The organism is Paraburkholderia sediminicola (assembly GCF_046026675.1).
Classification (GTDB): domain Bacteria; phylum Pseudomonadota; class Gammaproteobacteria; order Burkholderiales; family Burkholderiaceae; genus Paraburkholderia; species Paraburkholderia sediminicola_F.
On the sequence record NZ_JAQQEY010000002.1, the window covers coordinates 2429683 to 2442233 of the forward strand.

Below are 12551 nucleotides of genomic sequence, written 5' to 3' on the forward strand. Positions count from 1 at the left end.
GCCGGCTTCGAATGGAATGCAATTTGCATGGCCGCACCGTTAGCCCCGGAACCCGTCGACGACAAGCCTCGATGCACCAAACAGAGTCACAGCCCCCGCGCCCCGCCGACCCGGCCACCCAAGCTGGGGCATCGCGCCCACCGTCCGGCGGCACGCAGCGCATCGTCAAGATTCGCCGCGACTACAACGCATGGGTCGGCGACGAAACGCTCGAGGATTACGCGCTGCGCTTCACGCCGCGTACATTCCGGCGCTGGTCGGAGTTCCGGGTCGCGAATACGGCGATCGGTGCGGTATCGTTCCTCGTGCTGGAAGCAATCGGCGGTGCGCTGGTGGTGAACTACGGCTTTACGAACGCGGTCTACGCGATCCTCGCCGTCTCGGTCCTGATCTTTTTGACCGGCATACCGATCAGCTACTACGCCGCGCGCAACGGCGTCGACATGGACCTGCTTACGCGCGGCGCCGGCTTCGGCTATCTGGGCTCCACGCTGACGTCGCTGATCTACGCGATCTTCACCTTTGTATTCTTCGCGCTCGAAGCGGCCATCATGTCGCTCGCGCTCGAGCTTTATCTGAAGGTCCCGCTATCGGTCGCCTACGTGATCAGCGCGCTCGTCATCATTCCGGTGGTGACCTTCGGCATCACCTTCATCAACCGCTTGCAAGGCTGGACCCAGCCTGTGTGGCTCGTGCTGCTCGTCGTGCCCTATGCCGTGGTGCTGTGGCGCGAGCCGCACCTGCTCGCCGAATGGGTCACCTTCGGCGGTCTTTCGGCGGACGGCCGCGAGTTCAACCTGGTCTCCTTCGGTGCCGGCTGCACTGTAGTGTTTTCTCTGATCGTGCAGATCGGCGAACAGGTCGACTACCTGCGCTTCCTGCCGCCGCGCACACGTGCAAATCGCGTCCGCTGGTGGGTCGCGCTGATTTCGGCCGGTCCTGGCTGGATCGTGCCTGGCGCTTTGAAAATGCTGGGCGGGGCGTTTCTTGCCTTCCTCGCAATCGAGCACGAAATCGACCCGGTGAAGGCGGTCGAGCCGACCCAGATGTATCTCGTCGCGTATCACTACGTGTTCCACTCGCCTGAAGGCGCACTCGCCGCAATGACGCTGCTGGTGATTGTCTCGCAACTGAAAATCAACGTCACCAACGCCTACGCCGGTTCGCTCGCGTGGTCGAACTTCTTCGCGCGGCTCACGCATAGCCACCCGGGACGCGTGGTATGGCTGGTGTTCAATGTGCTGATCGCACTGTTGCTCGTCGAGATGGGCGTATTTGAAGCCATCAGCAAGGTGCTCGCACTCTATGCGAATGTGGCGATTGCCTGGATTGGCGCGGTGGTCGGTGACCTTGTAATCAACAAGCCGCTCGGTTATAGCCCCCGCGGCATCGAGTTCAAGCGGGCACACCTGTACGACATCAATCCCGTCGGGGTGGGTGCCATGGTGATCGCCTCGCTGATTGCCGCGCTGTCCCATGCGGGCGTCTTCGGCGCGATCGCTGAAGCACTGGCGTCCTTCATCGCGCTGCTGGTCGCCTTCGTCTGCTCGCCGTTGCTGGCGATCGCCACACGCGGGCGCTTCTATCTGGCGCGCGACAGTCGCGACCTCGAAGCGGGCGCGGTTCTGCGCTGCGTGATCTGCGAAAACAGCTTCGAGCGCGAAGACATGGCGCACTGCCCGGCCTACGCCGGTTCGATCTGCTCGCTCTGCTGCTCACTCGACTCGCGCTGCAACGACTCCTGCAAACCTCACGCGCGACTGCCGGCCCAGTTCGGCAAGTCAATGCATGCGCTGTTCCCACGGCTCAGGCTCGGTGCCGCCGGCCTGCGGCTCGCGCAGTACGCCGGTCTGTTGATCGTCGTGCTCGCTCTGCTTGGCGGCGTGCTTGCCGTGCAGTGGTATCAGAGCGTGCGAACCCTGCCCGATCTCGACGCCACTGTCCACGACGTACTGCTGCAGGGGTATCTGAAGGCCTTTTTCGCACTCGCGCTGGTCGGCTGTATCGCCGCATGGTGGCTGGTGCTCGCCAACGAGAACCGCAAGGTAACGCAGGAGGAATCGCAGCGGCAAGCGGAACTGCTGATGCAGGAAATCGAGGCACACCGTAAAACCGACGCCGCACTCCAGCAGGCGAGCGCCGCCGCCGAATCGGCCAACCGCGCGAAGAGCCGCTATGTGACGGGTCTCAGCCACGAATTGCGCACACCGCTCAACAGCATCCTCGGCTACGCGCAACTGCTGCTGCAAGGCACCGATGAACTGCCTCCCGCCCGCCACAACGCAGTGGCAACTATCTATCGCAGCGGCGAGCATCTTTTGGCGCTCGTCGACGGCCTGCTCGACGTCGCCCGCATCGAGGCGGGCAAGCTGCAACTGAACGTGACGGAAATTTCGCTGCCGGACTTCGTCATGCAACTCTCGGCGATGCTCGAACCGCAGGCCACCGACAAAGGACTGCACTTCGATTTCCAGACTACCGGCCGCATTCCGGAAGTCGTACGCGTCGACGAGAAGCGGGTACGGCAGATTCTCATCAATCTGATCGGCAATGCGATCCGCTTTACGTCGAGCGGTTCGGTGAAGGTGCGCGCCGGCTATGCGTGGGAGACCCTCACCTTCGAGATCACCGACACGGGCCCCGGCATGCCGGCTGCCGAACTGGAGCGCCTGTTCCTGCCGTTCGAGCGCGGCGCGGCGGCACGTGAACACGACCACGGTGCCGGGCTCGGCCTGACGATCTGCCGCCTGCTCACAGAGCTGATGGGCGGCAACCTGCAGGTGCAAAGCGAGGTGGGTAACGGGACCCGCTTTATCGTCAAGCTGTTCGCACCGGAAGTGCGCGCGCCGCAGTTGCTGGCAAGCGGCCCGCTCAACGTCAAGGGGTACGACGGGCCGCGCCGTACGGTGCTGGTAGTCGACGATCTCACCGAGCAGCGCCGTATCGTCACGCATACGCTTGCGCCGCTGGGCTTCCTGGTGGTCGAAGCGGCCAGCGGACCGGAGGCGTTGCAATGGCTCGGCACGGGGTCGGCCGACCTCATCGTGATGGATGTCTCGATGCCGGACATGGACGGCTTCGAGGCGAGCCGCCTGATTCGCGACAACCAGTTGTCAGCGGCGCCGATCCTGATCCTGTCGGCCAACGCCTTCGCCGACGATCGCGACAAAGGGGCCGCGGCCGGTTGTGACGACTACCTCGCCAAACCGCTGCACATTCCGCTCCTGCTCGACAAACTGGCTGCGTTGCTGCAACTGCGGTGGATCGTCGAGTCGACCGACACAGCGCTGCCCGTTTCCGCCGTTTCGCTGACCGGTGTGCCGGCAAGCTTGCCCGCCACCCTGCGCGAGAAACTGCATGCGCAGCTTGAAATGGGCTACGTGCAGGGCTTCATCGAACAACTCGACGCGGCGGAGAGCGGCGCGCCGGAGTTGGCTACCCTGCTCGAACCGTTGCGCACTCTCGCGCGACGATTCCGGCTGACTGAACTCGCGCAATTGCTCGCGCCTACCCAGCAGGTCAATCCCGATGCATGATGAATCGTTGCTCCTGCCCTCTGATACGCAACCGGAACTACCCGACGACAAGCCGGTTGTGCTGATCGTCGACGACACGCCCGACAACCTCGCGCTGCTGTCCGATACGCTGCAGGCGTCCGGCTACGCAGTGCTGGTTGCACTCGACGGACAGTCTGCGTTGCAGCGCCTCGCGCGCATCACGCCGGATGCTGTGCTGCTCGACGCGCTGATGCCCGGCATGGATGGCTTCGAAACCTGCCGGCAGATCAAGGCCGATCCCCGCAACCGGCATCTGCCGGTGATCTTCATGACCGCGCTGACCGACAGCGAACATGTCGTGCAAGGCTTTCGGGTCGGAGGAATTGATTACGTGACCAAGCCCGTGAAGCCGAGCGAGGTCAGCGCGCGCATCGCCGCGCATGTGCAGCGCTCGCGCCAGCAGCGTCAGGCAGACATGGTGCTCGAAATCGGCATGCGCGCGGCGCTGATTGCCGCCGCGAGCGGAGAAATCAGATGGCAGAGCGACCTTGCGCGGCAGCGGCTCGCGCGTTACGGATCGAGCGACGCGCAAACCGAGGAGAGGAATGGAAGCGCGGGGAGCAACGTGAAGGACAATCTGGCGGACGACGGCACGCGGCTACCGGCCCCTCTTATCGAAGCCGGCCCGCGTCTGCCGCCGGTGCTGAGTCAATGGCTGGCGCGCTGGATCGAAACGGGCTGCGACCTGCAAGCCGCCTTCGAGACGGCTGCAGACGGCGCGCGCCGCGTCGCGCGGGTACTTGGCCGCGCGACGCGTGGCGACTGGGTGATCCTGCTCGAAGAATTCAACGACGCCGCGCACACCAGCGCGCTCGGCGCGCAATTCAACCTGACGGCCCGCGAAGCGGAAGTCCTGCTATGGCTTTCGCGCGGCAAGACCAATCGCGATATCGGAGACATCCTCGGCATGGCGCCGCGCACGGTCAACAAGCACCTCGAACATGTGTTCGGCAAGTTGCATGTGGAGACCCGCGCAGCGGCGGCGGCGATCGCCGCCAAGGCGAGCACGCGGTATTGAAGATCCCCGCCCTACGGCAGGCTGCTTACTGCGACTCTTCCGCCCACACGGCGTTTTCACGCGCCATCAGCGCCGTCGACGCAGCCGGTCCAAACGTGCCTGCCGTATAACCACGTGGCTTGTCGCCCGACTTGGCCCAGCCGTCCAGAATCGGTTCGGCCCACGCCCATGCGGCTTCGAGTTCGTCGCGGCGCATGAAGTGCGTGAGGCGTCCGCGAATCACGTCGATCAACAAACGCTCGTACGCTTCCGCGCGACGTTCGGTGAAAGCCTGCTGCAAGTCCAGGTTCAGATTCACCGGCAACATGTGCATGCCGCTGCCGGGTTCCTTCGCGAGCATCTGCAACTGGATCGACTCTTCCGGCTGCAACTGGATCACGAGACGGTTGCCGTAATTGCGTCCACCGCTCGGAATGATCGAGAACGGCAACTCGGAAAACTCGATAACGATTTCCGATACCTTCTTCTGCAGACGCTTGCCGGTGCGCAGGTAAAACGGCACGTTGGCCCAGCGCCAGTTGTTGATATGCGCGCGCAACGCGACGAAAGTCTCGGCGCGGCTGCCGGCCGGCACGTTGTCTTCCTCGAGGTAGCCCTTCACCGGCTCGCCGTTTACCGCACCGGCCGTGTACTGGCCGCGCACGGTATCGCGCGCGATATCCTCGGGCGTCATGGGACGCAGCGAGCGCAGCACCTTGAGCTTCTCGTCGCGCACCGCATCCGGATCGAGCGACACCGGCGGCTCCATGGCGACGATGCACAGCAGCTGCAGCAAGTGGTTCTGCACCATGTCGCGCAGCGCGCCGGTTTTATCGTAGAAGCCCGCGCGGCTGCCCACCCCGACCTCTTCGGCCACGGTGATCTGCACGCGCTTGATATACGGCGCCTGCCACAGCGGACCGAAAATCGCGTTGCCAAAGCGCAGCACCATCAGGTTCTGCACGGTTTCCTTGCCGAGGTAATGATCGATCCGGTAGATCTGCGCTTCGCTGAAATGCTTGCCAACCGCCGTGTTGATCTCCTGCGCGGACGCCAGATCGTGGCCCAGCGGTTTCTCGAGCACGACCCGCGAATTCTCGTCGACCAATCCCGCCGCCGAAAGGTTTTCGCAGATATTCGTGAACAGATCCGGCGAGGTCGCGAGATAGAACACGCGCCGCACGCCTTCGCGCGACACTTCCTTCAGACGCTGGTAGTCCTCGACCGAATCGACGTCCATGCGCACGTACTCGAACAGTGCAAGGAATTTGTCCCAGGCGGCGGCATCGAACGCCTTCTTTTCGATGAAGGGCTTCGCCTTCGTTTCCATGAATTCGCTGATGTACTCTTCACGCGACCACGGCTTGCGGCCGATCGTGAGAATACGGGTCTCCGGCGGCAGATTGCAGTGCAGATGCGCCATGTAGAGCGCGGGCAGCAGCTTGCGGAACGACAGGTCGCCGGTGCCGCCGAAGATGATCATGTCGAGCGGCAGGTTGGGAGTGGCAGAAGCGTGTTGGGTCGTCATAGCGCGGTCGCAGCGTCGTGGTAGGCGTCAAGTCAACAGACAAAGGGCAAAAAAACGCCGGCGGACCGGCGCTTTTTTCTGGCAAACGCCTATGGTGCAACGTTTTGAGATTGTTTGCACGGCAACATGTGCCGCAGGTTGGCGCAAGATGCCAACCCGGACCTCCGAACCGCAAGGCGCCGGGTGCTGCGAACAGTCCGCGATCAGCCGCCGGACAAGGCTTCGCGCGCCACGCGGCAGGCCGCCAGATCCCACGCCGCGCAGCCGACACTTTTAAAAACAATCGGTTGTTTCGACGGCAACAAAGCGACGTTGCCCACCACGGCGGCAATTCCGCCGACCCGCGCCCAATCGACACGGGCCTGGATGAAATCGCCGGCTTCATGCCTCGCGCCGGCTTCGTCGTCGACGAACAGCGCGCTGCCTGCGATTGTGCGCGCGCCGATCTCGACCATGGCCGGCGTGAACGCGCCGACGCCGATCACGAGCCGGTCCGCGCGCGCGGCTTCGTCGTAAACGGCCTGCTTGCTGGTGGTCAGCGCGATCACCACGTCGATCGAATCGGGGATGGCCGCATTGGAGTCGGCCAGCGGTTGCAGTTCGGGCGCCTTGCCACCATCCGCACCATGTGCGGCGCAAAACGCTTCGGCCCGCGCGGGCGCACTGCCCTTCACCCAAACACGGGCATCGGGAAACAGTTCGCCGATCGCTTCCAGATGATTCACAGCCTGCGTGCCGGTACCGATCAGCAGGAATTCGCGCGGCCTTGCCGGCGCGAAAGTGTGTACGCCGAGCATCGACATCGCCGCCGTGCGGCGCCCGGTCACCGTCGGACCGTCGAGGATGAAGAGCGTCTCGCCGGTATCGGCGTCGAAGGCCATCACCTGGCCGTGGATCGTCGGAATGCCGCGCGGTCCATTGCTCGCGCACACGTTGACCAGCTTGTGGATCGCGAGATCGGGCGCGGTGGCCGGCATCGATAGCATAATGCCGCCCTCGTTGAGCGGCACGACGAGCCGCTCAGGACTCACAATGCGTTGCTGTGCGTAGTCGATACTCGCACGCCTCAATGCGTCGACGAGCGGCGCGTACGGGATCAGCTGCGCGGTGGTGGCGGCGTCGAAAATCTGCGTAGTCGGGCGGGTCATAAGCGGGCTTTTCCTGTCGAGGCAAGTTGATGTGTTCGATTCAGCGCAGCAGAAAACCGTAAGTCAGCGCACCCGGTCGTGCACATTGCAGTGTGGGCTAGCGCGAGGAGTCTGCTCTCGGCGGACGCGACGACTGGATCACCATAAGCAGGTCATCGGCTTCGATCGGGCACGGCTCGTCGTCGTAGAACGACAGCATGCGTCCCGCACGGACCAGGCCGACCACCACTGCGCCCGGCAACGCATTGCTCCAGCGGCCGACTTCCTGCGCCGTTGCCACACGTTCGATCAGATTGGCGCGGCCGCGCGCCGACAGCAGATCGTTGACGAATGGCACGATGTAGTTGCTGTCCACCGCGTCGGCGAGCAGCAGGCCGCCGATCCTGGTCGACGAAACGATCACGTCCGCGCCGGCCTGGCGCAGCTGGCGCTGATAGGTTTGCTCCTGAATCCGCACGACGATTTTCGTATCCGGCGCGACGCTGCGCACGGTCAGCGTAAGCAGGATCGCGACGGCGTCGTCGCCGACGGCGATAATCACCGCTTTGGCGATCCGCACCTGGGCCTGCTGCAACAGATCCTCACGCGACGGATCGCCAAGCAGGCCCGCCACGCCCAACGCCGTGGCCGCTTCGAGCGCGTCCTGCTGTGAATCGATGACGACGATCGACTCCGCGGCGAAGCCGCTTTCCAGCAGCTCGCGCACCGCCACCGAACCACTCAATCCGTAGCCGCACACCACGACGTGATCGCGCAGTTGTTTTTGCAGGCGTTTCATGCGGAATTCCTCAATGACGCGTTGAATGACGAACTGATAAGCGGTGCCCAGAAACACGAACCAGATGACGATACGGATCGGCACGATGAAGAAGGCGTCGATAAGTCGCGCGCGGGCGGTGACCGGCACGATATCGCCATAACCGACGGTGGCGACGGTGACCATCGTGAAGTACATCAGATCGACGATGCCGAGCACCTTGCGGTTGGCGTCGCGCAGGCCGTCGCGGTCGAGATAGAGCACGGCGAAGGCGAGCACGCACAGGCCGAGCACGAGATAGATACGCTGCAGCAGCACACGCTGCGGGGACGCCGCGGGGCGCGTGAAAAGTGTGCGGGCGCGCGGCGCCTGCCAGGGCGTGCGGGCACGGCGCGGCAGGCGAAAACGTGGCGGGCGTGACTGCGGGTGTGGCTGGTCAGACACGCGGCTACTCCGGGAATCGGGAACAAGCGATTTTACGACGCCCGGCGCGCCGTGGGGCCGCATCACGGGAGCACGGGCACGCAACTGCAACTACGGCGCAGGAATTAGCGTGTCTTACTGAAAAGCAGCGGCGCGCCGCCGCTACGGTCATTGCGAAGCGGCGTCGGCTTTAGCGTCGTCTTTCTTGCCGCCCTTGAACATCGCGCGGCACGGCGGACTGAGTTCGTCGAGGTGCTGCTTCATGCAGGCGGTGATTTTTTCCTTGTTCGGAATGTCGGCAGCGCAGAAATGCATCGCGTCGCCGCGGCAGGCCTTGGACTGGTCGTCCTGGGAAGCTGCATGCGCTGCGGTGACGGCGCCGAGCGCGACGAGGCTGGCGGCAAGCACGGCATAGGTTCGCTTCATGTCAGGCTCCGGTATCGCAAAAGTCGGTGTGAAGCTCCACAGCAGAAAACGGGCCCGATCATTGCGTTCGCCGTGCGGCTTGCCGGCTGCTGTGTCTAGCGCGCGCTGCGGGTGAGCGTCATGCCACGCCCTGCGTAGAAACGCGCCATCGTTGCGAACGGCAAATAGACATCCGCCTGATGAGGCGCAATGCCCGACGGATTATGAAACCATACGCCATCGCGATCGCGCCCGTGCAGCAGGATCAGATGCCCGCCCTGGCGCTGATTCGGCCGCTCCGGATAACGGATTTCGGGGCTCACGGAAACGATCGCCAGCGTGTCGCCGTCGATACGCACGGCGATCTCTTCGAGCGGCGCCTGCGGCAGCACCTCGACCTGAAGACCGAATGCCTCGCCGAGCCAGGCGGCGAACGGCCGGTAGATCAAACCGTCTACGCCACCGTCGTCGCGCAGCCGGTACACGCCGTAGCGCAACGCTTCATCCAGCAACACGGCGCGCGGCGCGTGTTCGATGCGCCAGTAGTCGAGCGCGGATTCGAGGCAGGTCAGACCGCACAGGCGTTTCGCCCAGAAACGGTAGCGCTCCGGGTCGGCAAAACCGCTCTTCTGCCAGTGCGGATCGTCGCATGGGTCGCCCTGTTGTTCGACGATGTGGCGCACCCATTCGGGGCTGCCCCATTGCGTGTGATACGGCACGTCGGTGTGGCGTAGTGTCGGTTGGTTCATGAGTCACGCGGAGTCGGCAGAAAATATTTTCACAGCATGCTACACGGCCGGTCCAGCAGGGGCGCACGTAGACGGGATTTATTCGTCATGCGGATATTTGCCTTTTATGCGTCACACAGATATTTGTCGAATATCCGTCACACGAATGTTTGACAAATATCTGTGCGACGCATAAAGTGTGTTTATTCGTCTCGCGGATAATTTGCCATGATCCACCTTGTCGCCACGCCGGACCAGATGGCCCAGCTGCTCGCTGCCGGCCGGCGCCAGGCCGGCCTCACCCAGGCTGACGCCGCCGCGCGCATCGGCGTCAGCCAGAGCCGCATCTCGGCGCTGGAAACCGACGCCACCGCCCTTACCCTCGCACAATTGCTGGCGCTGTGCGGCGCCTACGGGCTGCAATTGCAAGTGCGCGACAAAAACCAGCCGGTGCCTGAACCGGCGCCTTTAGTCGAGTGGTAAGCATGGGCCGCCAAACGCATTCGCGGGCGCTTTCGGTGTGGGCCAACGGCGAGCGCGTCGGCGTCTGGCGCCTGCCCACCCGCGGCCCCATGGAGTTCGCTTACGACCCCGCATGGGTCGCCTCACCCGCGGGCCGACCGCTTTCGCTCTCGCTGCCGTTCGCGCCAAGCAACGTGGCGAACAAAGGGCCACGGGTGCTCAACTATTTCGACAATCTGCTCCCCGATAGTGAGGCGATCAGAAAGCGCATCGCCCAGCGCTACCAGACCGATACGCTCGATGCGTTCGATCTGCTGCAAGCAATCGGCCGCGATTGCGTGGGCGCCGTCCAATTGCTGGCCGAAGACGACGCGCCGGCCGGCGTCGAACGCATCGAGGGCACGCCGCTCTCCGACAACGAGATCGAGACCATGCTGGCCCGTACCGTCAGCACCCCCGCCCTCGGCGCGGCCGACGAAGCGGACGATTTCCGCATCTCGCTCGCCGGCGCGCAGGAGAAAACCGCGCTGCTGTGGCACGACGGCAAATGGCAACGCCCGCATGGCGCCACGCCTACCACGCACATTTTCAAGCTGCCACTTGGGCTGGTCGGCAACAAGCTCGCCGACCTCAGCACCTCGGTCGAAAACGAATGGCTGTGTCTGCGGATTCTGCGCGCCTATGGCCTGCCGGTGGCTAACACCGAGATCATGACGTTCGGCAAGCAGCGGGTGCTGAGCGTCGAACGCTTCGACCGGCAACTGCATTCGAGCGGGCAATGGCTGCTGCGCCTGCCGCAGGAGGACTTCTGCCAGGTGTACGGCGTGCCGCCGCATCGCAAGTATGAAAACGAAGGCGGCCCGGGCATGCTGGACCTCGCGCGGATTCTCCAGCAATCGGTGTCGGCGCAACAGGACATCGAGACGCTGCTGGCCAGCCAGATCCTGTTCTGGATGCTGGCGGCGCCGGACGGCCATGCCAAGAACTTCAGCATTCGCCTGCTGGCGGGCGGCCAGTACCGTCTCACACCGCTTTACGACGTGATGTCGATCTGGCCGGTGGAAGGCAACGGCCCGAACCAGTGGTCATGGTTCAAGGCCAGGCTCGCCATGGGGATGTGGTCGCGCAGCAAACACGACGCCTTCCGCGACGTGCAGCGGCGCCACTTCAACACCATGGCGCTACGGTGCTCATACGGCGCGAACGCCGAACCGCTGATCCAGCGGCTGATCGAACAGACGCCGGAGGTCATCGCACGGGTCTCGGCCGAATTGCCCGAGCGCTTTCCGGGCAAGGTCGCCGAGCGGATTTTCAAAGGCCTGAAAAACTCGGCGGCGAAGCTCGACACCATGCCGCCGGCGTAACGGCGGATAGGGAAAAATCCAATCGGAATTACTTACAGATTCCTCCCGGTTTAATCGGTAAAATACATTCGATGCTAAAGGCATAAACAGATCGCCGAATTCGTCTGTTCGCGCCTCCTACCGACAGGTTTGGCGGCGGTCATACCAAAACACAGGCCGTGAGACTTTTTACGGTACATTTGCTGTCCCCCGCGTAGCCGCGTCAATGCGCATCCAATGTGCATGGCCGCGCTGCGCATGCCATATCGCATGCCCCCAGCCACCCTTCAAGAAGGCAGATCCTCACGCAGTATGACCAACGAAACAAACTCACCTGACTCCATTGCCGTCGCCGAGCGCGTGCGCGAGTTGATGAGCCGGCACGGAATCGGCAAACGCCAGCAGACCACTGAGCTATGCCGCATCCTCGATCTGAGTTTTTCGCAGGGACACCGCAAGTTGCGCGGCAACAGCCCGTGGACCCTCTCGCAGATCAAGAAGGTTGCCGAGGTGTTCGGCGAACCTGCCGCCCAGCTATTCGGCGCACAGTCGCTCGATCCGGGCATGGTCGGCGCCATCGCCCAGGAGGCGCTGTTCTGCGTCGGCGCGATCGAACTGGCCTGCACCGCATGGGTCGGCGCCGCGCTCGAACCGGGCAGCCGCCCTGAATTTGTCGCGTACTCGAAGCTTGGCCAATGGCGCGTGGCGCGCCACGACGGCACGCTCTACCAAAGCGCGTACGAAGTCCACAAGATCGAGATCTATCCACGCCGCGCCGAAACCGACAAGCCGACCATCGCCGTAGTGGACGACGATCAGGCCTCCGCCGACAACCTGCGCGACTATCTCGAACGCAGCGGTTTCACGGCGGTGGCGATCTACGGCCTCGCGGCGTTCACCGAACAACTGCAAACGCAGATCTTCGACGGCATTGTGATCGATTGGCTGTTCGGCTCGCAGACCTCGGCGGCAGCGATCCGCGCCGTGCGGGCGTCGGAGAATCCGGACGCGCCGATTTTCGTGCTGACCGGCGAACTGCTGACCGGCAAGGCCAGCGAATCGGAGATCAGCCAGGTCATCCGCAATTACGACGTCGCGTGCTATGAAAAGCCCGCGCGTATGGCGATCCTGGTCGCCGATCTGTCCAAGCGCCTCAACCGGCCTTAATGTTGCATGCGCCAGCAAGCGGCTGAAGGTGTGTGC

General features: G+C 63.7%; 10 protein-coding genes. 5 read left to right on the top strand and 5 right to left on the bottom strand.

From position 1 onward, the window contains the following. Window positions 1-71: 71 nt before the first annotated feature. Both PQQ86_RS30575 and PQQ86_RS30580 read left to right on the top strand, forming a co-directional pair. On the top strand, window positions 72-3536 hold the full coding sequence (locus PQQ86_RS30575; RefSeq protein ID WP_408275572.1) for an ATP-binding protein: 3465 nt from the start codon (window positions 72-74) through the stop codon (window positions 3534-3536). Further along, on the top strand, window positions 3529-4575 hold the full coding sequence (locus tag PQQ86_RS30580; protein WP_408275575.1) for a response regulator transcription factor: 1047 nt from the start codon (window positions 3529-3531) through the stop codon (window positions 4573-4575). The genes PQQ86_RS30575 and PQQ86_RS30580 overlap by 8 nt, the downstream gene beginning before the upstream one ends. Before the next feature lie 25 nt (window positions 4576-4600). Here PQQ86_RS30580 and zwf read toward each other — a convergent pair whose 3' ends face one another. The 5 genes from zwf to PQQ86_RS30605 all read right to left on the bottom strand — a co-directional run bounded on the left by zwf (window position 4601) and on the right by PQQ86_RS30605 (window position 9564). After that, a complete protein-coding gene (zwf, locus tag PQQ86_RS30585) occupies window positions 4601-6082 on the bottom strand; it encodes a glucose-6-phosphate dehydrogenase (protein ID WP_408275577.1) in 1482 nt (493 codons plus the stop codon). Between the two features lie 203 nt (window positions 6083-6285). After that, window positions 6286-7230, bottom strand: coding sequence for a bifunctional Delta(1)-pyrroline-2-carboxylate/Delta(1)-piperideine-2-carboxylate reductase (lhpI, locus tag PQQ86_RS30590; protein WP_408275580.1), 945 nt, complete (start codon window positions 7228-7230; stop codon window positions 6286-6288). 97 nt (window positions 7231-7327) lie between these two features. Further along, on the bottom strand, window positions 7328-8431 hold the full coding sequence (locus tag PQQ86_RS30595) for a potassium channel family protein (protein WP_408275583.1): 1104 nt from the start codon (window positions 8429-8431) through the stop codon (window positions 7328-7330). A 147-nt stretch (window positions 8432-8578) separates the two neighbouring features. Continuing rightward, entirely contained in the window at window positions 8579-8836 is a 258-nt protein-coding gene (locus PQQ86_RS30600) for a hypothetical protein (RefSeq protein WP_408275586.1), read from the bottom strand. Between the two features lie 95 nt (window positions 8837-8931). Further along, a complete protein-coding gene (locus PQQ86_RS30605) occupies window positions 8932-9564 on the bottom strand; it encodes a cysteine peptidase family C39 domain-containing protein (protein WP_408275589.1) in 633 nt (210 codons plus the stop codon). Window positions 9565-9771: 207 nt separating this feature from the next. Here PQQ86_RS30605 and PQQ86_RS30610 point away from each other — a divergent pair, with 207 nt between their 5' ends. The 3 genes from PQQ86_RS30610 to PQQ86_RS30620 all read left to right on the top strand — a co-directional run bounded on the left by PQQ86_RS30610 (window position 9772) and on the right by PQQ86_RS30620 (window position 12515). Continuing rightward, window positions 9772-10026 (top strand): helix-turn-helix transcriptional regulator, encoded by a 255-nt coding sequence (locus tag PQQ86_RS30610; RefSeq protein ID WP_054036490.1) that lies wholly within the window; start codon window positions 9772-9774, stop codon window positions 10024-10026. A 2-nt stretch (window positions 10027-10028) separates the two neighbouring features. After that, window positions 10029-11369, top strand: a complete 1341-nt coding sequence (locus PQQ86_RS30615; protein WP_408275592.1) for a type II toxin-antitoxin system HipA family toxin — start codon at window positions 10029-10031, stop codon at window positions 11367-11369. Between the two features lie 291 nt (window positions 11370-11660). Continuing rightward, on the top strand, window positions 11661-12515 hold the full coding sequence (locus tag PQQ86_RS30620) for a helix-turn-helix domain-containing protein (protein ID WP_408275595.1): 855 nt from the start codon (window positions 11661-11663) through the stop codon (window positions 12513-12515). Window positions 12516-12551: the final 36 nt, after the last annotated feature.